The sequence below is a fragment of the Paractinoplanes atraurantiacus genome, assembly GCF_900215205.1.
Classification (GTDB): domain Bacteria; phylum Actinomycetota; class Actinomycetes; order Mycobacteriales; family Micromonosporaceae; genus Actinoplanes; species Actinoplanes atraurantiacus.
Map to the genome: position 1 here is coordinate 1 of NZ_OBDY01000042.1, position 21,141 is coordinate 21,141.

The following is a 21,141-nucleotide window of genomic DNA, read 5'->3' on the forward strand; positions in this document are numbered from 1 at the left end:
CACCTCCGGGCACCTGGCGGCCTACGCCGGCCTGGCCCCGGTCACCCGCCGCTCAGGCACCAGCATCCGCGGGGAACACCCGCCCAAGGGCGGCAACAAACAGCTCAAACGCGCGTTCTTCCTGTCCGCCTTCGCGGCCCTGTCCGACCCGCTCAGTCGGGCCTACTACGACCGCAAACGCGCTGAAGGCAAGAAGCACAACGCCGCCCTGATATGCCTTGCCCGCCGCCGCGTCGACGTCCTGCACGCGATGCTCCGCACCCAGACCCCCTACCAGCCCAAACCGGCAGAAAAACTCGCCCTCGCCGCTTGACAGAACCCATAGGGACACCCCCCGGCACGTCGGCTCGGCGCGCTTCAAGAAGCTGCTCGGCGTGATGGCCGCGGCCGCCGCCAACGGCGTGCCGGTGATCGACTTGCACGCGCGGAGCGTCGCCCTCTACAACACGCTGAGACTGTGCCCCAACAACGGCGACTACGCGACGGGCGCGGTCGGCGCCTTCTTCGGCAACGACCACACGCACTTCGAAGCCGCCGGCGCGAGGCAGATCGCCGGCCTCATCGCCACCGCCCCGCGCGAGCAGAACATCCCGCTCGCCGTCCACCTCAGGTGACGTCCGTTTTCTTCAAGACCTCAATTCCCTTCCGCCGTACGGTCGTCGCATGGCACCCACTTTCAACGCGATCGGCCTGGCCGTGGCCGACATGGCAACCTCCCTGGCCTTCTACCGCCGCCTGGGCCTCGAGTTCCCGCCCGGCGCCGAGAACGAACCGCACACCGAGGCGATCGTCGCCGGCGGCATCCGCCTCATGTGGGACACCCACGCCGCCCTGCAGTCCTTCGACCCGGACTACCGCCCCGGCGAGCCCTCCGGCGGCTGGGCCTTCCTCTGCGCCGGCCCGGCCGAGGTGGACAGCGTCCACGCCGACCTCGTCACCGCCGGCTACAAATCGGTCAAGGCGCCCTGGGACGCGCCCTGGGGCCAGCGTTATGCCCAGGTGGCCGACCCCGACGGCAACGTGGTGGACCTTTTCGCCGAGTCATCGCAGTAGCTCCCCGAGCGGCACGCCGGCCATCGCCCGCACCTCACGCGCCAGATGGGCCTGGTCGGCGTACCCCGCGTCGGCCGCCACCACCGCGAACGGCGACCCACCCCGGGCCAGCGCCACCGCCCGCTGGAGCCGGAAGACCCGGTGCAGCGTCTTCGGCCCGTACCCGAAAGCGTTGTTGCTCCGCCGCTGGAGCTGGCGCGCGCTGAGCCCGCACCGCTCGGCCACCACCCCCACCGGCAGACCCGCCCGCGCCGCCCCGGCCACCGCCACCATCACCCGGTCGGCACCCTGCCACCGCCGCCGGGCGGCCGCCGTCAGCGCGGCCAGCGGATCGCCGGCCTCGGCGATCGCCCGCACCTCGGCCTCCGGCCACAGCGCTTCGAGGGGCACCTGCCGATCGACGACCTCACACGCCGGCAGCCCCAGAACCATCGCTCCGGTGCCCGCCCCGAACCGCAACGCGACATGCCGCCGCCCCACCACAGGCTCCCCCACCTGCGCGGTCGTGTCCGGCCCGGCGACGAACACGGTCCCCTCCCGCCAGATCAGGTCGAGACACCCGTCGGGCAGGATCCGCGTGGGCCCGTCGCGCGCCTCCGTCACACTGCGCCAGGCGACGACGTACGGCAGCTCGGATCTCCATTCCTCGTACATGACCCGACCCTCCCACGGGGGTACGACAAAGTTATTCGATCTCGTTCCCCCGCTGGTCGAGCTTGTGCGACTCCCAGTATTTGTCCCACTCGTCACCCACGTGCCGGGGCTCCTTGCCCTGCGGGAACCGCACATACCCCTCGGGCACCGGATCACCGTCGGGCACGCAGGCCCGGCCGGTGAGGCTGTCCACGGCGGCCACCGGGTACTCCCCCGAGCTGCAGATCGCCTCCTCGAACGAGCATCCCGCCACGCCGGACAGCAGAAGAGCCACCACCAGGAACCGTCTCATGCCGTGAAGTCTTGTCGCCCATGGAAAATCGTGCATGGGTACGGGTACTCAACCGCTAGGGTGCCGGCATGGTCGAGCAGTTCATCGCCTCCGGGCCGTTGCGGATCTGGACCGAGCGGACCGGGGATCCCGGTCTTCCGGCCGTTCTCATGGTCATGGGGTCGGCCGCTCAGGGCATCAGCTGCCCCGACGAGCTGGTCGGCCGGCTCGTCGAGCGCGGGGTCCAGGTCATCCGGTTCGATCATCGGGACACCGGGCGGTCCAGCGTGATCGACTTCGACGCCCACCCGTACACGATCAGCGACATGGCCCGCGACTGCCTGGCCGTGCTGGACGGCCTCGGGCTCCGCACGGCGCACGTGGCCGGGGCCTCCCTGGGCGGCATGATCGCGCAGTGGCTCGGCGTGCACGCGCCCGACCGGGTCCGGTCCCTGACGATCATGTCGAGCTCGCCGATGAACCACGATCCTCGGAAACCGACTGATGATCTGCCGCCGCCGACCGCCGAATTCCTCGCGCACCAGGCCCTCGGGCTGCCCCCGGGTGTGGAGTCCGATGTTGCTTTGTTCCGGGTCTTCAACGGGCCGGTCCGGCCGTTCGACGAGGCGGCCGCGCGGGCCATGCTGGAGCTGGCGCTGTCGCGGGCGGTCGACCCGAAGGCCGCCGCCAACCACCACCGGGCCGTGTGGCGGGACGATCCGAGCCTGCTCGCCCCGCTGTCGTCGATCACCGCGCCCACCTCGGTCGTGCACGGCGACCAGGACCCGATCTATCCGCTCGGCCACGGCCGGTCCGTGGCCGCCGCCATCCCGGGCGCGACATTGCACGTCGTGCCCGGGATGGGCCATGTGCTGACCTCGCCGGGGCTGCCCGAGGAGGTCGCCGACCTCATCCGCCTGTAGGAAGATCAGGTCCAGTTGAGCGGGCGGAGCTCGGGGCCGACGATGTGGCCGATGTGCGGGTCGGGGTGCTGCTGGTCGTGCATGAAGTGGCCGGCGTACCAGATCACGACGTCGGTGCCGTCGATGCTCTCGCCGTTGACGTACTTGCTGATCTTGGTTTGGGTGTCGGACGGGGAGCCGCCGACGCCGCCGTAACCGTCGTCGATCTCGTCGCCGTGGTAGCGCAGGAACCACATGTCGGCCACGCCGTACGAGTCGGCCGTGCCGTCGGTCAGCCCGGGCACGATCGTGTAGCCGCGGTTGGTGTCCCTGTCCCGCACCCGCCACGGCCGGGCCGGGGTGCCGCGTTTGACGGCGCCCTCGCGCAGGCGGCGGACCCACGGCGGCTGGTTGGGCACGAGCGGGACCCGGCGCTCGACGACGTCCCGGCCCGCGCCCTCGATGTCGAAGTCGAGCCGCCAGTAGACGTGGTGCTGGTGCCGCATGCACGTGCGCGGGTTGCGGGTGCCGGCGAAGCCGAACCGGGGCTTGATGACGCCGTCGTCGCGCAGCTGCCACTCGGAGACGTAGCGGTACCAGCCCGCCTGGACCTCGCTGACGATCCGCAGTTCCCCGTCGGCGTAGCGCAACGCCACGCCCTGGAAGTTGCCGGCGTCGGTGCCCGACTCGAGGATCGTGGCCGGCTGCTGGCTGCACACCCGCCAGCCGTTGCCGACCGGGTCGCTCCCGACGGCCTGGAACGGGGTCTCCTCGTTCTGCCAGTCGCGATAGGTGACGCCGTCGTCGTACAGGACGTTCAGGACCGGCACGTGGGCCCGGTAGAGCACCAGCCGGCCGCGGTATCTGACCATCCGCAGCTCGACCCCGGAGCCTTTGCCGTACGTCGTGGGCTCGGAGTCCCGCGGCCGGACGACCATGAAGCTCCACAGCTCGGTGCCGTTGCGGACCACCCGCACGTTCACCCGGCTCGGGCCGCCGGCGCTGGGCTCGCTCTCCACAGGGATCGGCAGCGTCGACTCGCAGTCGTGGTTGCTGTGCCGGTCCACACCCTCGGGCGACCAGTCGACCTTGCGGTCGGCCGGGTCGATCGCCACGATCCGATGCTTGGGGCTGCCGGTGGCCCGGTAGATGCCCAGAGTGATCCGGCGCTGGACGGTGCCGTCCTCACGCTCGACGTTGGCCAGTGGCGGCATCGGCTGGTAGATGAGGCCCTCGGAGAAGCCGGGGTCGGCCCGCAGGATCGCCGCCGCCTCACGCAGCTCCACGGCCGAGGGAAGCGGCACGTGAGCGCTCGGCCGGGCCCGGAACTCACCGGGACGGCCGGTGTCGCCGAACACCTCGACCGCCTGCCCGGACTGGGTCGCATAGAGCAGCGCCCGGTAGGCGCCCTTCTGCTCGCCCTCGCGGCTGTCCCACTGCGGCGGACTGCCGATCACCATCTCCGGTTTGGCCACGCCCAGAAGGGCTGACACCTCCGAGTCGGCCAGCGCGGCCGATACCAGTTGATCGGTGGTCAGCGCGGGCTCCGCGACGGGCTCGAGCAGCACCTCAGTCGTGTCCGGCATGTCTCCTCCCGGGGTCGTCTCCGCCGAGCGTAGGACGGTCGCCGGGCCGCCCACCGGCTCCGTCCTTGACCCGACAACGCCTAAGCTCACGATCAGCAGAACGGGGGACGGAGAGCATGAGCGAGCAGGCGCTGTACGGCCGTGAGGCCGAGCTTCGGCTTCTGGACGGCCTGGTCCGGGATGACCCCGGCCGGGGCAGCGCGCTCGTGGTCCGCGGCGAGGCCGGCATCGGCAAGTCGGCGCTGCTGGCCGCGGCCCGCCGGGCCGCCGTCGCCGAGGGCCTGCTCGTCCTGTCGGTCACCGGCGTCGAGGCCGAGTCACGGCTGCCGTTCGCCGGCCTGCACCACCTGCTGCGGCCCGTCCTGGGCCGCGCCGAGTCGCTGCCCGCCCCGCAGCGCGACGCCATGCTGGCCGCGTTCGGGATGACCGCCGGGGCGACCCCGGATCTGTTTCTGGTGGCCCTCGCCGCGCTGAACATTCTGGGCGACACCGACCGGAAAGCCCTGCTGCTCGTGGAGGACGCCCACTGGCTCGACGAGGCCAGCGCCGAGGTCCTCGGCTTCGTGGCCCGGCGCCTCGACGCCGACCCGATCCTGCTGCTGGCCGCGGTGCGCGACGGTTTCCCCTCCGCCTTCGGGGCCGGGCTGCCGGTGCTGCGCCTGGAACGGCTCGGCGACCAGGCGGCCGCGGCGCTGCTCGACGCCCGGGCCGGCGGGCTGGCGCCGGGTGCCCGGCGCCAGGTGCTCGAGGAGGCCGCCGGCAATCCGCTGGCCCTGGTCGAGCTGGCCGCCGCGCCCGCGACCGGGACGTTGCGCCCGCTCAGCGACCGTTTGGAGGAGGCGTTCGCGGCCCGGGTGGCCCGGCTGCCGGCCGCCACGCGGCGCCTGCTGCTGGTGGCCGCGCTCAACGACGGCGACGCCCTGTCCGAGACGCTCGCCGCCGCTTCGGGCGAGGCGGCCGATCTCGCTCCGGCCGTGGAGGCGTTCCTGCTGGAGGCGGACGAGACGCGGATCCGCTTCCGGCACCCGCTGATGCGCTCGGCCATCCACCAGCGGGCCGGTCTGGCCGAGCGGCACGCCGCGCACGCCGCCCTGGCCCGGGTGCTGGCCGACCAGCCCGGCCGGGCCATCTGGCACCGGGCGGCGGCGCTGACCGAGCCGGACGAGAGCGTGGCCGCGGGCCTGGAGGAGACGGCCGCGCTGTCGCGCCGGCGCGGCGCGGCGACGGCCGCGCTGTCGGCCCTGCAACGGGCCGCCCAGCTCACCGCCGATCCGGCCCGCCGGGCCGAGCGGCTGCTGCGCGCGGCCGAGGCGGCGGTCGAGCTCGGCCGCCACGACGTGGTGACCAGCCTGGTCGAGCAGGCCCGGACGGCCGAGCTGTCGGCGCGCCAGCGCGGCCAGCTGCTGTGGATCGAGGCGAGTTTCGGCGGCGGCCTGCGCGAGGAGCACCGGCGGCCGGAGGCGATCGCGGCCGCGGCCGAGCGGGTGGCCGCGGACGGTCATGGCGATGTCGCGTTGCGGCTGCTCAACGGGGCCGCCCTGCGCTCGTTCTGGACGGAGGCCGACCCTTCGGCCCGGCACCGCATCGTCGACGTGGCCGAGGCGCTCCCGGTCGCCGCCGGCGATCCCGACCTGCTGGCGATCCTGGCCTTCGCGGCGCCCATCGAGCGGGGCGCCACGGTCATCGCCAGCCTGCGGCGCAGCGCCGAGCGCTCCGGCGGTGATCCGGAGGCGGTGCGGCTGGTCGGCTCGGCGGCGATCCTGGTCGGCGCCTTCGGCCTGGCCCAGTCCTGCTCGGCGGCCGCCCTGCCGGCGCTGCGGTCGCAGGGCCGGCTCGGCCTGCTGGCCCGGGCCCTGGGCGCGCTGGCCTGGAGCGCCGCCCACCTGGCCGACCTGGACGCGGGCATCCCGGCCGCCGAGGAGTGCGCCGCGCTGGCCGCCGAGACGTCCCAGCCCCTGTTCGTCGGCATCGGCCGGTCGACCGCGGCGGTGCTGGCCGCGCTGCGCGGCGACGAGGAGGCCGCGCGGAGCTTCGCCACCGTGGCCGAGCAGGGCGCCCTCTCCGGCGGGGTCCGGCCGGTGCTGGCCACGGCCCGGCTCGCCCGAGGGCTGGCCGCGCTCGGCGCGGGGCGCTACGCCGAGGCGTACGAGCATCTCCAGCGCATGCACGACCCGTCCGATCCCGCCTTCCATCCGGCGCTGCGATGCTTCTCCCTGGCCGACCTGGCCGACGCCGCAGTGCACAGTGGACACGCTGAGGAGGCGGCGGGGATCGTCGCCGAGATCGAGGAGTTCGGCCGGCAGACCCCGTCGCCGGCGCTGCACGGCGGCCTCCGGCACGCCCGGGCCGTTCTCGCCGGCGACGACCGGGCCGAGGAGCTGTTCCGGGCGGCTCTCGACACAGCACCGTTCGCCCGGGCCAGGGTCCAATTGGCGTACGGGCGATGGCTGCGCCGCCAGCGCCGGATCGCCGACTCCCGCGGCCCGTTGCGGGCCGCCCGCGACACCTTCGACAGCCTCGGCGTCACCCCGTGGGGCGAGCAGGCCCGGCAGGAGCTGCGCGCCTCGGGCGAGACGAGCCGGCGCCGCACGGTCGAGCCGCACGAGCGGCTCACCGCCCAGGAGCTCCAGATCGCCCAGATGGCCGCGGACGGCATGACGAACCGGGAGATCGGCGAACGGCTGTACCTGTCACATCGTACGGTCAGCTCGCATTTGCACCGGATCTTCCCGAAGTTGGAGATCACCTCCCGGGCGCAGCTGGGCGCACACGTGCGCAACCGTCATGTGACGCTCGCGAGCGGTGCCGGCGGGGCCTAGCGTCCCGTTCATGGGGACGATGTGGTTCACGGTGCTCGGCCCGGTGCGGGCCTGGCGGGACGGCGCCGAGATCGACCTCGGCGCACCGCAACAGCGGTCGGTGCTGGCCGTGCTGCTGGCCCGGGCCGGGCAACCGGTCAGCCTCGCCGAGATCGTCGACACCCTGTGGTGGGACGACCCGCCGGCGACCGCGGTCAACGCGGTGCACCGCAGCGTCGGGCTGCTGCGCCGGGCCCTGGAGCCGGGGCTGACCGTACGCGGGGTGGGCCGCTGGCTGGTGCGTGCGGGCGGCGGATATCGGCTCGAGGCCGGCCCGGACGAGGTCGACCTGCTGCGCTTCCGCGCGCTGCTCGACCAGAAGGCGTTCGCCGAGGCCCTGGAGTTGTGGCAGGGCCCCGCGGCCGCGGGGCTTGCGGCCGAGGTGCGCGGCCAGGCCTTGTTCAGCGCGCTGGACCGGGAGTACGAGGCCGCCGCGGCCGAGGCCGCCCTGGTGACCGGCGCGCCGGCCGCGTTGGTGCGCGCGGTCGAGCTGGCGGCCGATCGGGCACCGCTGAACGAGTTGTTGCAGGCCCGCCTCCTGCTCATGCTGGCCGGAGCCGGCCGGCCGGCCGATGCTCAGCGCCGATACGAGGAGGTCCGGGCCCGGCTCGCCGCCGACCTGGGCGTGGAGCCCGGCCCGGAGTTGACCGCGGCGGCCCAGAAGTTGATCAAACCCGCGATCACCGCCCAGCTCCCGCACACCCTGCCCGCGTTCACCGGCCGCGAGGCGGAAATGGCAGCCGGGCTCACCCTCCCCGACCGGGAGAGAATCGGCGCGATCAGCGGCATGGCCGGGGTCGGCAAGACCACCTTCGCCGTCCATCTGGCCCACCGGTTCACCGATCGCTGCCCCGACGGCCAGCTCTACCTGAACCTGCGCGGGTTCGGCCCCGGCGCCGCGATGGACCCCGCCGCCGCTCTCGTCCGCCTGCTGGCGTCCCTGGGCGTTCCGTCGCATCAGGTCCCGGCCGATGTGGACTCCCGGGCCGCGCTGTTCCGCAGCCGGCTGGCCGGCCGGCGGATGGTGCTGCTGCTCGACAACGCCCGCGACACCGCGCAGGTGCGCCCGCTGCTGCCGGGCACGCCCGGCTGCCTGGTGCTGGTGACCAGCCGCGACCACCTGGCCGGCCTGGTCGTCTCGGACGGGGCCCGGCCGATCGCCCTGGCCACCTTCTCGACCGACGAGGCCCGGCTGCTGCTGGCCGAGCGGCTCGGCCCGGACCGGATCGCCACCGACCCGGCCGCGGTCGACAAGATCATCGGCCGGTGCGGCGGCCTGCCGCTGGCCCTGGCCATCGTGGCCGCCCGCGCGGCCGTCCAGCCGGGACTGACCATGGCCCAGCTCGCCGCCGACCTGGACGCGGCCGACCGCCTGGCCCCGCTGACCACCGGCGACCCGGACAGCGACGTGCGCACGGTCTTCTCCTGGTCGTACCGCGTGCTGGCCGACGGGCCGGCCCGGCTGTTCCGGTTGTTCGGCCTGCATCACGGTTCCGACATCTCGGTGGCCGCCGCGGCGAGCCTGGCCGGTCTCGGGCCGGCCGCGGTGCGCCCGCTGCTGGCCGAACTGGTCCGGGCCGGCCTGCTCGCCGAGGTCTCCCCCGGCCGGTACGGCGCCCACGACCTGCTGCGCGCCTACGCCGCCGACCTGGCCGGCGCGGACGAGGCCGCCCGGGCCAGGCTCCTGAGCCACTATCTGCACACCGCGTACCGGGCCGCGATGTTGCTGGCCCCCGGCCGCGACCCGATCGCGCTGGAGGCGCCCGCGCCGGGCAGCCGGCCCGAGCGGCTGACCGGCGAGGAGCAGGCCCTCGGCTGGCTCACCGCCGAATACCGGGTGCTGCGCTCCTTCGTGGACCGGCTGGCCGAGGCCGGGTCGAGCCGCGCCGCCTGGCAGCTGGCCTGGACGCTGGACACGTTCCAGCGCCGCCAGGACCTGCGCCACGACCAGGTCACCACCCGCCGGACCGCGCTGGCCGCGGCCAAGCGGCTGGGCGACCCGCTGCTGCTGGCCGACACCTACCGCGATCTGGGCCACGCGCTGGCCCGGGCCGACCGGGCCGGTGAGGCGCGCGCGCATCTCACGTACGCCCTGGACCGCTACGCCGAGCTCGGCGAGACCGTCCCCCAGGCCCACGTCGAGAGGGGCATCGGTTACACGTACGTCAAACCGGGCCAGTACGACCGCACGCTCGAGCACTACCTGCGCGCGGAGGACCTCTACCGTGCCGCGGGCCATCGGCCCGGCCTGGCCAAGTGCCTCAACGAGGCCGCCTTCCTGCACGCCAAGCTCGGCCAGCACGACGAGGCCCGGCAGCGCTGCGAGCAGGCCCTGGTGGTCTTCCGCGAGCTGGGCGACCGGCACGGCGAGGCGGCCACGCTGGACACTCTCGGCCTCGCACACACCGGCCTCGGCGAGCACGAGCGGGCGGTGGAGTGCTTCCGGCAGTCGGCCGAGCTGTGCGTACGCATCGGCGACCGGCGCTCCGAGGCCGAGGTGCTGGTCAACCTCGGCGACGCCCACGCCGCCACCGGGGAGCACGACCGGGCCGTAGCCGCGTGGCGGTCGGCCGTGGCCATTCTCGACGACCTGGGGCGGCCGGAGGCGTCCGCCGTACGCACAAAGATCGATGCCCACACTTTGCCCACTAGCGCTGTCTACCGTCCCGGGGCATGACTCTTCCTGTTGTCTTCATCCATGGCCTGTGGCTGCACTCCTCCTCGTGGCAGCCCTGGATCGACCTGTTCACCGAGCGCGGCTACCAGCCGGTCGCGCCGGGCTGGCCGGGCGACGCGCCGACCGTCGAGGAAACCCGGGCCAACCCGGACGCCCTGGCCGGTCACGGCATCGACGACGTCGTCGCCCACTACAGCGAGATCATCGGCGCCCTGCCCGAGAAGCCGATCCTGATCGGCCACTCCTTCGGCGGCATGATCGCGCAGAAGCTGCTCGGCCTCGACCTCGGCGCGGCCGCCGTCGCCATCGACGCCGCCCAGATCAAGGGCGTGCTGCCGGTGCCGCTGTCCGCGCTGCGCTCCAGCTTCCCCGTGCTCGGCAACCCGGCCAACAGCAGCAAGGCGGTGTCGCTGACGGCCGAGCAGTTCCGCTACGCCTTCGGCAACGCCATCACCGAAGAAGAGAGCCGGCAGCTGTACGACCGGTGGTCCATCCCCGCGCCCGGCAAGCCGCTCTTCGAGGCGGCCACGGCCAACTTCAACCCGCACTCGCCGGCCAAGGTGGACACCGCCAACGAGTCGCGCGGCCCGCTGCTGCTGATGGCCGGCGGCAAGGACCACACCGTCCCCGAGAACGTGGTGCGGGCGACCCTCAAGCAGTACCGCCACTCGCACGCGGTCACCGACATCGTCGACTTCCCGGCCAAGGCGCACTCGCTGACCATCGACTCCGGCTGGGGCGAGGTCGCCGAGACCGCCCTGACCTGGCTGAAGAAGCAGGGCCTCTGATGGACCTCGCGCTGAAGGGCAAGACCGCCCTGGTCACCGGGGCGAGCAAGGGCATCGGGCTGGCGATCGTACGGGCCCTGGCCGCCGAAGGCGCGACGGTGGCGGCCGGCGCGCGGCACATCACCCCCGATCTGGCCTCCGTCCACGGCATCACCGCCGACCTGAGCACCCCGGACGGTCCGGCCGCGCTGGTCGAGTCGGCCGTCGCCGCGCTCGGCGGCCACCTCGACATCCTGGTCAACAACGTGGGCGGCGTCCGTCCCCGCACCGGCGGCTTCCTTTCGGTGACCGACGACGACTGGCAGCAAGCCCTGACGATCAACTTCCTTTCGGCCGTACGGACGACACGCGCGGCCCTGCCGTACCTGCTCGACCGCCAGGGCACGATCGTCACGGTCGGCTCGGTCAACGCGTCGCTGCCCGACCCGCTGGTCATCGACTACAGCGCGGCCAAGGCGGCCCTGGCCAACTTCTCCAAGGCCCTGTCCAAGGAGGTCGGCCCCAAGGGCGTCCGCGTCAACACGATCAGCCCCGGCCCGGTCGCCACCGACCTGTGGCTGGGCGCCGGCGGCGTCGCCGAGACGGTCGGCGGCGCCGCCGACCTGGCCCCCGAGGACGTGGCCAAGGGTGCCGTGAGCGGCACCGCGACCGGCCGTTTCACCCGCCCCGAGGAGGTGGCCGACCTGGTGCTGCTGCTGGCCGGCGGCCGGGCCGGCAACGTGACCGGCGCCGACATCCTCATCGACGGCGGCCTGACCGCCTCCCTGTGACAAGGACCCCCTCTGTGACCATCGCTGATCTGCGCGCGAGCGTGACCGGCCCGGTCCTCACCGCCGAGGACGACGGCTACGCGAACGAGCTGCACACCTACAACCTGACGGTCGTGCACACGCCGTCCGTCGTGGTCGGCGCCATGAACCCGGCCGACGTCCAGGCCGCGGTCCGCTACGCGGCGGCCCACGGCCTGCCGGTGGCCGTCCTGGGCGCCGGCCACGGCAGCTCCGTCCCGTCGGCCGGCGCGGTGCTCGTCACCACCCGCCGCCTGACCGGCCTGACCATCGACGAGCCGGCCCGCACGGCCCGGGTCGAGGCCGGCGTGGTCTGGGCCGAGCTGATCGAGCAGGCGGGCAAGCTCGGCCTGGCCGCCCTGAACGGGTCGTCGCCCACGGTGACCGTGGTGTCGTACACCATCGGGGGTGGTCTGGGTCCTTTCGGCCGTAAGCACGGCTACGCGGCCGACCACGTCACCGCCCTGGAGGTCGTGACCGCCGACGGCGAGCTGCGCCGGGTGACGGCCGAGACCGAGCCCGACCTGTTCTGGGCGCTGCGCGGCGGCAAGGGAAATTTCGGCGTCGTGACGGCCGTCGAGTTCACCCTGTTCCCGATCCGCACCTTCTACGGCGGCGGCATCTTCTTCCCCGGCGAGCTGGCCGGCGAGGTGCTGCACCTGTTCCGCCGCTGGACGGCCGACGTGCCGGAGGAGATGTCGGCGTCGGTCGGCCTGCTGCACCTGCCGCCGCTGCCGTTCGTCCCCGAGCCACTGCGCGACCGCCTGGTGGCCCACCTGCGGATCACCTACCTGGGCGACCCGCAGGAGGGCGCGCGCCTGATCGCGCCGTTCCGCGCCCTGGGCGAGCCGGTCATCGACGCGGTGGCCGAGCTGCCGTACACAGCAATCGCCTCTGTCCACAGTGACCCGGTGGATCCGCTGCCGTTGTACGAGCACGGCGCTCTGCTCCGCGCTCTCCCCGCCGAAGCCGTGGACGAGATCCTGCGCCGGAGCGGCCCGTTCGTCCTGGCCGAGATCCGGCACATGGGCGGGGCGCTGTCCCGCCCACCCGCCGTCCCGAACGCCGTCGGCAACCGCGACGACGACACCCTCTACAACGTCTTCCTGGTCGCGGCGGGCGGCCCGGCCGACGCGGAGCCCCTGCACACCGCCGAGCAACAGCTGATCGACGCCCTGGCCCCGTGGTCGACGGGCCGCCGCTACCTGAACTTCATGTTCGCCCCCGACGCCACCCCGGAGACCGCCGCCCTAGCCTGGTCCCCGGCCGACTATCCCCGCTTGCAGGCCATCAAGCGCCGCTACGACCCCGCCAACCTGTTCCGCATCAACCACAACATCCCACCGAGCTAGCGGTCACAAGCTGGCCTCAATACCGGTAAGACTGGGCCCGTGACAGTCACACTCGACGCACGGGCCCTCAACCGGGCCGCCCTCGCCCGGCAGCACCTGCTCGATCGCACCGACATGCCGGTGCTGGACACGGTCGCCCATCTCGGCGGGTTGCAGGCCCAGGAACCGCAGGAGCCGTTCGTCGGACTCTGGTCGCGGGTGGCCGCCTTCGACCCGGCCGAGCTCTCGCGGCTGCTCGAGGGGCGAGAAGTCGTACGGATGCATCTGATGCGCCGCACCGTGCACCTCGTCACCGCCGATGACGCCCTTCGCTGGCGGCCGCGCCATCATGCCCTCCTCCGGCAGAAAGCCGTCGGCGTGTACCGCCGCGAGCTGGCCGACGTCGACCTCTCATCGCTCACCGCGCGGGCGGAAGCCCTGATGGCCGACGGCGAGCCACGCTCGCTCGGCGAGATCGGGCGCGAGTTGGCCGAGCATTGGCCCGGCGTCGCCCCTCGCGTGCTGGGCGATCTGGTCGTCGCCGCCTTGGTGCCCACGGTCCAGCTGCCACCGCGCGGCGTCTGGCGCAGCACGGCCGGCGTGCGCTACCTGCCTCTGGCCACCTGGATCCCCGGCGACGCACCGCCCGGCCCGCCCGACGCCGACCTGATCCGGCGTTACCTGCGCGCGTTCGGGCCCGCCGCGACCGCCGACCTCCGCGCGTGGTGCGGTCTGGCCGGCCTGCCGGAGGCGGTCAATGCCCTGCGCGACGAGCTGGTCGAGTTCCGCGACGACCGCGGCCGCCGCCTGCTCGACCTGGCCGACGCGCCCCGCCCCGACCCGGACACGCCCGCCCCGGTCCGCTTCCTCCCGGCCTTCGACAACGCGATCCTCGGCTACCACGACCGCACCCGCATCATCGACGACGACCACCGCAACCTCTCCGTGGCCGGCATCCGGGTAGCCCTCGTCGACGGCCGAGTCGCCGCCACCTGGACCGCGCCGCCCACCGGCCCGGTCACCGTGACCCCGCTACGCCCCTTGACCCGCACCGAACGAACCGAAGTCAACGACGAGGCCGACCGCCTAACGGCCTTCCTGCGCGGCAACTAGCTCAGCGTGATCGTTCCGGTCCGTCAGAACCTCGACGGCCAATGCGAGCGTGGCAGGAGCCCATCGTCGTAAGCGGTCATCTGGTCGTACACCTGCACTGCGCCTCGCGGCTCGCACGTCTGCGCCCATCGCCGTCGTCGATCAAACGAACACTTCCTGCCCCTGCTGGACGAAGACCGAGGCGTGAGCCAGCACCATGATCTCGCCGAGGCTCTTCCTACTGCGGACCCGGTCCTGGGCAGGCATGCCACTGATCCTCGTGACCGCCTCGGCGAACTGCCAGGTGGTCAGGTCATCGGTTCGGATCAGAATGTTCTGCTGGCCGACGGCGAGGAAATTCAGGGAGGGACCAGCGTCCAGCAGAATGCTCACGAGGGGATGTCCCCCAGCTCCCCGTCAGGGAACAGCGGTGCGTCATCGTCCCAGTCGTCGATTTCGGCGAGCGGCCGCGGAGCGCCGAGCTCGGCCTCGAGTTCGGATGGATCCCGCCCGTACCACGCGGCCAACTCGTTGATGCCGAGAACACCACGGTGGTAGCCCTCGACGGCACGGGCCATGAGCGCCTGCGGTGCTCTCGGCACCGACGAGTCCGCGGCGAGGGCGCTGTACTGGCTGCCCCAGCCGAAGGTCGTCGCCAGGTTCGCCACCGAACGGGTGCTCCACGCGGAGCACGTATCGGTGTCGATGAGTTTGAGCGTGCGCAGCTGGGTCACCGCTATGTGCGCGGACACCTCGAACTCCTGGACCAGGTCGGACAGATCCGTCAGGGATACTTTCGCGGAAGTCCTGTCGGCGACGAACCTGCGACGGATCGCGTTCAGGGGAAGTAGCAGGTGGCGCGCGAATGCGTCGGCCCGAATCTCCGCCGGCGAGCGCTCGCCCGGCGTCAGCGGTTCAGCCTGGTCCAGATCTCCGGCGAGCAGGTGGCCGAGCTCATGCGCGATCGACGACCGCTGCCGCATCGGGTGCGGGGTCGTCGCGACGGCGATCACGACCCGACCGGAATCCGGATCGCACATCGACAGGCCGTGCTCGGTCTCCGGCACCTTCATGCTGATCACGTCGACGCCCTTGGCGACGTGCAGCAGCTCGAACATGTCCTTGATCGGCCCGTCGCCCAACCCATGCTCGGCACGGAAGCTTTCCGCGAGCTGCTGGGCACGGCTCTCGTTGGTAGTCAGCTCATGCTCCCGCGATGCCCTGGCTGGTCAGGTAGGAGTCCAGCTCCAGATAGGCGTACAGGCGCTCACGCATAGCGGCCATCGGGCAGAAATCACCGTCGGTCCGTGCGGCGAAGCGAGCCCGCTCTCTGATCTCCGCCAGCCCGGTGATCGCCGCCGCGCGGGTGCCGAAGCAGTCGGCCAGCTGAACCAGCTCATCGCCTTTGAGCGGCCGGTCACCGTTTTCGATCCGGAAGTACGTCGGCTGGGAGACCCCGATCGCCTTGCGGGCCGTGTCCTGCGAGATTCCGGCCGCCTCCCGTGCCTCGCGCAGGCGCTGACCAAGGTTCCGCATGTCAACCTGCATCTGAATAAGACCTCCTTGCTTATTCAGATGCTACCAGCTCCGCGTGATCTCGCGTGGTCTGCTCGGCGTAGGCGGCGGCGTACTGGGCCATCGCCTCGTCGAAGCGGCGGCCCTTGCCGATGTAGCCGGCGATCGCCAGCGCGTCGCCCGTTCGGGCGTGGGCCCGGGCCAGGACGTGGGCGCAGCGCTCGGCGAACGGGACCAGGAACGGGGTGATGAGCTCGCCGTTCGGGATGACCTTCATGTCGCGGAACTGCCGTACGTAGTAGTCGCCGGCCCAGCCCAGGAAGATGTCGCTCGCGGCCTGGATCTGGCGCTTGCCTCGGATCACCCGCTCGCCGTGGCCGGCGTACGGGCTCGGGCCCAGGAACTGTTCGTAGACCGACGGCCCGGCCTGCTTCATCTGCAGGAACAGCGGCTCCTGGCCGTTGCGGCCCTGGAGCAGCACCAGGTGGACCCGCATGCCGACGCTGCCCACGCCCACCACTTGTCGGACCGCGTCGACCAGCGTGAAGCGGTCGAGCAGGCCGCGCCTCTCGTACGGCAGGCTGTCGTGGTAGGCCTGGAAGGCCTCGTCGGGAAAGTCGGCGCGCACCCGGATCGGGGGATCCTCGACGATCCGCAGCCGCCCGTCGAGCATGTGGGTGAGTTTGCGGGCCGCGCCGGCGCTCGTTCGCCGCCGTGCTTTTCGCGCCACGCGCGCCGACGCGTCTTCGGGGGCGAACAGCGAGAGCAGCTGGTCGGCGGTGATCACGTCGTACCAGATCCGCAGCTCGTCGGCGGTCGAGTAGAACGCGATCTTCTCCCGGTACGCGCGCAGGGCCGCCCGCACCGCGGCCGGCCCCTTCGCTGGGGACAACACGATCAGGCTGGCCAGGAAGCGTTTGACGTCCCACTCGAAGGGCCCGCGCACCGTCTCGTCGAAGTCGCGCAGGTCGAACGACAGCTGGCGTTCCGGTGTCGCCCACAGCCCGAAGTTGAGCACGTGCGCGTCCCCGCACAACTGCACCTCGATGCCCGTGTGCGGCGCCGCCGCGAGGTCGGCCGCCATCACCGCCGCCGCCCCGCGGTAGTAGGTCCACGGCGAGGCCGACATCCGCTGCATCCGGAGCGGCACGAGGTCGGGCACTCGGGCCTTGTTCTGGTCGAGCACTGTCGTGAGCGCGTCCCGGCCGGCCGGGACGAAGGCCAATTCCCGCAGGGGTACGACTTCTCGCGCCGCCCGCCCCGCGGCCCAGCGCTCGCCCATCGGCGCCGCGGGCGCGCGTACTGACCGGAATGCCACGCACCGAAGTTACGGCGTGGGAGAAGCCCGCACCTCGCCTGCGCCGGATGAGGCGGTCAGCAGTCCGGGCAGCTCGGACATGTGCGTGAAGACGAGGCTGGCCCCGGCCGCGCGCAGCACGTCCGGCGAGGCGTGGGTGGGGCTGGCCGGCGCGAACCCGAACACCGTCGCCCCCGCGGCCACCCCGGCCGTGACGCCGGCCACCGAGTCCTCGATGACGACCGCGGCCGCCGGATCGACCTTCAGCGCCTCGGCCGCCGCCAGGTAGACGTCCGGCGCCGGCTTGCTGCGGGGCACCTCCATGCCGCTGAAGACCCGGTCGCCGAAGTAGCCGTCCAGGCCGGCCAGCTTGAGCTGCATCTCGACCTTGCCGCGGTCGGCTCCGCTCACGCAGGCGAACCGCTCGCCCATCAACGAGGCCACGGCCCGGACCGTCTCCTGCACGCCGTCGATCGGTACCAGGCTCGACCGGAGCGCCTCGTCGCGGCGGCCGCGGAAGCTGGCCAGCCAGGCGTCGTCGATGCGGAACCCGGTCTGCTTCTGGATGATCGCCCACTCGTCGCGCAGCGCCTTGCCGACGAACAGGTCGACGCAGTCGCGCTCGGAGATCTCCCAGCCGAGGTCGATCAGCATCGTGCGCAGGACGCCGTTGGTGATGGGCTCGGAGTCGACGAGAACGCCGTCGCAGTCGAAGAAAACAGCTGAAATCACGGGTTACTTTATCCCGCCGCCACGAGAGCTTTGATGCTCACTGTGGCCGCCCCCCGCGCCCACTCCTCGAACGGCAGCGGCCTGATCGAGAGCGGGCAGTCGGCGGCGGCGCCGAAGGCCCGGCGCTGGAAGCCGGCCCGGATGTGCGGCTCGAACAGGTCGTACGCCGCCAGCCCTTCACCGGAGACGACTATGCGGGCCGGGCCGACCAGGTTGGCCACCGCGGCGATGCCGGCCCCGATCGCGTCGCCGGCGCGGGCGAAGACCTCGCAGACCGCCACGTCGCCGTGCCGGGCCAGTTCCACCGCGTCCTCGAAGGTCAGGGAGGGCCGGCCCGAGCAAAGGCGGGCCTGCCGGACGATGGCGCCGGCCCCCGCGATCGCCTCCACGCAGCCGCGGCTGCCGCAGTGGCAGTCCGGGCCGTCGACGTCGATGCCGATGTGGCCGATCTCGCCGGCCACGCCGTGGGCGCCGGAGACGAGCCGTCCGCCGACCACCAGGCCGCAGCCGATGCCGGCGCCGACGGTGACGAGCGCGAACGACTCGGCGCCCACGCCCTCGCCGAACCAGTGCTCGGCGATGGTCAGCGCCTTCACGTCGTTCTCGACCGTGACGGCGAGCCCGGTGATCTTCTCGGCCCGCTCCCGCAGCGCGACGTCGTGCCAGCGCAGGAACGGCGAATAGCGGACCAGGCCGGTGATCGGGTCGACGTCGCCGGAGACGGCCAGCCCGAGCCGCCGGGTGCGCGCCCGATAGTCGCCGGGCCCGTCGAGCAGGTCGTCGACGAGCTCGCCGAGCTGGGTGAGCACCTGGTCGGCGTCGGCCACGGGCAGCCGCCGGTGTGCCGACACCCGCACCTGGGCCCGCAGGTCGCAGACCACGCCGATGAGCTCGTCGGCGGTGATCTTCACACCGACGAAGAACTCGCTGTCGGCCCGGATCGCGAGCGGGCTGGCCGGGCGGCCGGCGCCCGGGCCGGTGCGCTCGGTGGCGGCCAGCTCCTCGAGATAGCCCAGGTCGATGAGCGGACGGGCCGCCTTGGTGACGGCGCCGGAGGACAGGTCGAGGCGGCGGGCGAGGGCGACGCGGCTGATCGGGCCCTCGGTCAGGACGGCGGTGAAGACGGCTGTCACTGCGGGCGCTACGGCGTCAGCCTCGGGAAACATGGCCGAAATCTAAGCTCAATAATTTCCTTCGTCAAGTATTGATTTAGGCCTCAATTCGGACCTACGCTCGCCGCGCTGTATCGACGGCCTTCAGGAGACTCCCGATGCCCACCACTGATCTCTTCTACGATCGGCCGGCCGAGCGCTGGTTCGAGGCGTTGCCGATCGGCAACGGCCGGCTCGGCGGCATGGTGTACGGGGGCATAACCACCGAAATCATCCGGCTCTCCGAGTCGACCGCCTGGTCCGGGGCGCCGTCGGACACCGACGTGAGCCCCACCGCGGCGCGGCATCTGCCGGCCATCCGGCAGCTGCTCTTCGACGGGAAATACGCCGAGGCCCAGCGCCTCGCCGAGCAACATCTGCCCGGACGGCCCACCTCGTTCGGCACGAACGTGCCCCTCCCCCGCCTGCGCCTCGACTTCGGCGGCGACCACACCACGGAAAGCTACCGCCGCACCCTCGACCTCGACACCGGCCTCGTCCGCATCGAGATCGGTGACCACGTACGGGAAGTCTTCGCCTCGCACCCGCACGGCGTCATCGCCATGCGAACAACGGGAGGCTTCACCGCCACCTTGGACGACTCCGTCCTGCCCGGCACCACCACGGCCACCGAGGACGGCCTCGCCTTCAGCGGCCGGGCCGTCGAGTCCCTGCACAGCAATGGTCAGGACGGCGCCACCGTCGAGATCCGCTGTCGCTTCGTGCTCGAGGGCGGCACGCTGAGCGCCGACGGTGACACCATCACGGTCAGCGGCGCCGACGCGGTGGTCGTGCTGATCGCCGTGGGCACCGACTGGGCCGGTGAGGACGCCGCCGGCCGGGCCGAGAAGCTGGTGGCCGCCGCACCCGGCTACGAGACCCTGCGCGCCGCCCACATCGCGGACCACCAGTCCCTCATGCGCCGGGTGTCGCTCGATCTCGGTGAGCCGGTCGCGCTTCCCACTGACGTACGGCGTGAGCGCCTGGCCCAGGGTCACCGGGACGACGACCTGATCGCCCTGTACTACCAGTACGGCCGCTACCTCACCATCGCCGGCTCCCGCGCCGATTCCCCGCTGCCGCTGGCCCTGCAAGGCGTCTGGAACGACGGCTTCGCCAGCAGCATGGGCTGGAGCAACGACTTCCACCTCGACATCAACACCCAGCAGAACTACTGGGCGGCCGAGTCGGGCAACCTCGCCGAATGCCAGACCCCGCTGTTCGGCTTCCTCCGGCGGCTGGCCGAGACCGGGGCGACAACGGCCCGGCAGATGTACGGGTCGCGGGGCTGGGTGGCCCACACGGTGACCAACGCCTGGGGTTACAGCGCCCCCGGGGCCGGCATCGGCTGGGGCCTGAACGTCACCGGCGGCGCCTGGATGGCCCTGCAACTGTGGGAGCACTACGAATACGGGCTCGACGAGAACTACCTGCGCGAGCACGCCTATCCGGTCCTCCGCGGCGCCGCCGAGTTCCTGCTCGACTACCTGGTGCCCGAGCCCACCAACGGCTGGCTCGTGGCCGGCCCGGCCGAGTCGCCGGAGAACGCCTACCTGGCCCCGGACGGCACGCGCGGCACGGTCGCCATGGGCACCACCGCCGACCGCGCCTTCGCCGAGGCCATCCTGCGCATCTGCGGCCAGGCCGCGGAGATCCTCGGCGTCGACCCGGCGCTGCGCGCCCGCACCGAGGCGGCCCGCGCACGGCTGTCGCCGTTCCGGATCGGCCGGCACGGCCAGCTCCAGGAGTGGCTGCACGACTTCGACGAGGCCGACCCGGCCCACCGCCACACCTCGCACCTGGTGTCGGTCTTCCCCGAACGGCAGATCAGCCCACGGCGTACACCCGAATTGGCCCGGGCCGTGGAAGTCACCATCGAACGGCGGCAGGCCGCGCCCGGCTGGGAGCAGACCGAGTGGGTGGAGGCGAACTTCGCCGCCTTCCACGCCCGCCTGCTCAACGGCGACAAGGCCCTGCACCACATCACCCGCCTGATCACCGACGCCAGCGAGACCAACCTGCTGAGCTACTCGCAGGGCGGCATAGCCGGCGCCGAACAGAACATCTACTCCTTCGACGGCAACTCCGGCGGCGCCGGCGCCATAGCCGAGATGCTCCTGCAGTCCGACGGCGACGAGATCGAGCTGCTGCCCGCCCTCCCCTCCACCTGGCGCAACGGCTCGGTACAGGGCTTACGGGCCCGAGGCGGCTTCACCGTCGACCTGACCTGGCGCGAGGGCCGCCTCCACGAGGCCCACATCCGCTCCGACCGCAAGACCACCACCCGCGTCCGCTACCAGGACGCGGTCACCGGCCTCACCTGGCACGAGCCCCATCACCACACCGTCGATCACAGCAACTTCCCGGCCTGATCGCCGCCGGCCCCCGGCCCGCGCCACAGCCCCGCTCGTCGCTCCAATATGTAGGGACGACGAGGTCGGCTCCC

The 21,141-nt window shown here is 72.5% G+C and carries 20 protein-coding genes; 11 read left to right on the top strand and 9 right to left on the bottom strand.

Annotation, left to right across the window (positions count from 1 at the left end; all coding sequences use genetic code 11):
- The 3 genes from CRP55_RS47635 to CRP55_RS47645 form a co-directional block, all read left to right on the top strand.
- Positions 1–313: transposase (locus tag CRP55_RS47635; protein ID WP_143235445.1), on the top strand; the 313-nt coding region annotated here is incomplete at its 5' end.
- 61 nt (positions 314–374) lie between these two features.
- The gene (locus CRP55_RS47640) at positions 375–614 is read left to right on the top strand and encodes an SGNH/GDSL hydrolase family protein (protein WP_179855672.1); all 240 of its coding nucleotides are present in this window, start codon (positions 375–377) and stop codon (positions 612–614) included.
- Positions 615–663: 49 nt separating this feature from the next.
- Positions 664–1,053, top strand: a complete 390-nt coding sequence (locus CRP55_RS47645) for a VOC family protein (RefSeq protein WP_097328728.1) — start codon at positions 664–666, stop codon at positions 1,051–1,053.
- Here CRP55_RS47645 and CRP55_RS47650 read toward each other — a convergent pair.
- Positions 1,042–1,707 (bottom strand): helix-turn-helix domain-containing protein, encoded by a 666-nt coding sequence (locus tag CRP55_RS47650; protein WP_097328729.1) that lies wholly within the window; start codon positions 1,705–1,707, stop codon positions 1,042–1,044. The genes CRP55_RS47645 and CRP55_RS47650 overlap by 12 nt on opposite strands.
- A 31-nt stretch (positions 1,708–1,738) precedes the next feature.
- Entirely contained in the window at positions 1,739–1,999 is a 261-nt protein-coding gene (locus CRP55_RS47655) for an SCO0607 family lipoprotein (RefSeq protein WP_097328730.1), read from the bottom strand.
- Positions 2,000–2,067: 68 nt separating this feature from the next.
- Here CRP55_RS47655 and CRP55_RS47660 point away from each other — a divergent pair, with 68 nt between their 5' ends.
- Positions 2,068–2,901 carry an alpha/beta fold hydrolase gene (locus CRP55_RS47660; RefSeq protein ID WP_097328731.1) on the top strand — a complete coding sequence of 278 codons (834 nt, stop codon included), beginning with the start codon at positions 2,068–2,070 and terminating at the stop codon, positions 2,899–2,901.
- Positions 2,902–2,906: 5 nt separating this feature from the next.
- Here the strand turns inward: CRP55_RS47660 and CRP55_RS47665 are convergent, their stop codons facing one another.
- Entirely contained in the window at positions 2,907–4,466 is a 1,560-nt protein-coding gene (locus CRP55_RS47665; RefSeq protein WP_097328732.1) for a hypothetical protein, read from the bottom strand.
- A 116-nt stretch (positions 4,467–4,582) separates the two neighbouring features.
- Here CRP55_RS47665 and CRP55_RS47670 point away from each other — a divergent pair, with 116 nt between their 5' ends.
- The 6 genes from CRP55_RS47670 to CRP55_RS47695 are packed head-to-tail and all read left to right on the top strand — an operon-like array spanning position 4,583 to position 14,021.
- Positions 4,583–7,285 (top strand): ATP-binding protein, encoded by a 2,703-nt coding sequence (locus tag CRP55_RS47670; RefSeq protein ID WP_097328733.1) that lies wholly within the window; start codon positions 4,583–4,585, stop codon positions 7,283–7,285.
- 10 nt (positions 7,286–7,295) lie between these two features.
- Positions 7,296–10,001 carry an AfsR/SARP family transcriptional regulator gene (locus CRP55_RS47675; protein ID WP_143235447.1) on the top strand — a complete coding sequence of 902 codons (2,706 nt, stop codon included), beginning with the start codon at positions 7,296–7,298 and terminating at the stop codon, positions 9,999–10,001.
- Positions 9,998–10,789, top strand: a complete 792-nt coding sequence (locus CRP55_RS47680) for an alpha/beta hydrolase (RefSeq protein WP_097328735.1) — start codon at positions 9,998–10,000, stop codon at positions 10,787–10,789. The genes CRP55_RS47675 and CRP55_RS47680 overlap by 4 nt, the downstream gene beginning before the upstream one ends.
- A complete protein-coding gene (locus CRP55_RS47685; protein WP_097328736.1) occupies positions 10,789–11,559 on the top strand; it encodes an oxidoreductase in 771 nt (256 codons plus the stop codon). The genes CRP55_RS47680 and CRP55_RS47685 overlap by 1 nt, the downstream gene beginning before the upstream one ends.
- Before the next feature lie 14 nt (positions 11,560–11,573).
- Positions 11,574–12,929, top strand: a complete 1,356-nt coding sequence (locus CRP55_RS47690; protein WP_218855113.1) for an FAD-binding oxidoreductase — start codon at positions 11,574–11,576, stop codon at positions 12,927–12,929.
- Positions 12,930–12,968: 39 nt separating this feature from the next.
- Positions 12,969–14,021, top strand: a complete 1,053-nt coding sequence (locus tag CRP55_RS47695; RefSeq protein ID WP_245923895.1) for a winged helix DNA-binding domain-containing protein — start codon at positions 12,969–12,971, stop codon at positions 14,019–14,021.
- Positions 14,022–14,162: 141 nt separating this feature from the next.
- Here CRP55_RS47695 and CRP55_RS47700 read toward each other — a convergent pair whose 3' ends face one another.
- The 6 genes from CRP55_RS47700 to CRP55_RS47725 all read right to left on the bottom strand — a co-directional run bounded on the left by CRP55_RS47700 (position 14,163) and on the right by CRP55_RS47725 (position 18,710).
- Complete coding sequence (locus tag CRP55_RS47700; RefSeq protein ID WP_097328737.1) at positions 14,163–14,393, bottom strand: PIN domain-containing protein; 231 nt, start codon at positions 14,391–14,393, stop codon at positions 14,163–14,165.
- A complete protein-coding gene (locus CRP55_RS47705; RefSeq protein ID WP_143235449.1) occupies positions 14,390–15,118 on the bottom strand; it encodes an ImmA/IrrE family metallo-endopeptidase in 729 nt (242 codons plus the stop codon). The genes CRP55_RS47700 and CRP55_RS47705 overlap by 4 nt, the downstream gene beginning before the upstream one ends.
- Before the next feature lie 85 nt (positions 15,119–15,203).
- Positions 15,204–15,536: a helix-turn-helix domain-containing protein gene (locus CRP55_RS47710; RefSeq protein ID WP_179855673.1), complete on the bottom strand. Its 333-nt coding sequence runs from the start codon at positions 15,534–15,536 to the stop codon at positions 15,204–15,206.
- 31 nt (positions 15,537–15,567) lie between these two features.
- A complete protein-coding gene (locus tag CRP55_RS47715; protein ID WP_245923896.1) occupies positions 15,568–16,833 on the bottom strand; it encodes a DUF2252 domain-containing protein in 1,266 nt (421 codons plus the stop codon).
- 9 nt (positions 16,834–16,842) lie between these two features.
- Positions 16,843–17,544 (bottom strand): HAD family hydrolase, encoded by a 702-nt coding sequence (locus CRP55_RS47720; RefSeq protein ID WP_097328741.1) that lies wholly within the window; start codon positions 17,542–17,544, stop codon positions 16,843–16,845.
- Between the two features lie 8 nt (positions 17,545–17,552).
- Positions 17,553–18,710, bottom strand: coding sequence for an ROK family protein (locus CRP55_RS47725; protein WP_097328742.1), 1,158 nt, complete (start codon positions 18,708–18,710; stop codon positions 17,553–17,555).
- A 104-nt stretch (positions 18,711–18,814) separates the two neighbouring features.
- On the opposite strand from CRP55_RS47725, the gene CRP55_RS47730 reads away from it, so the two are divergent.
- Entirely contained in the window at positions 18,815–21,067 is a 2,253-nt protein-coding gene (locus CRP55_RS47730) for a glycoside hydrolase family 95 protein (protein WP_097328743.1), read from the top strand.
- Positions 21,068–21,141 lie beyond the last annotated feature (74 nt).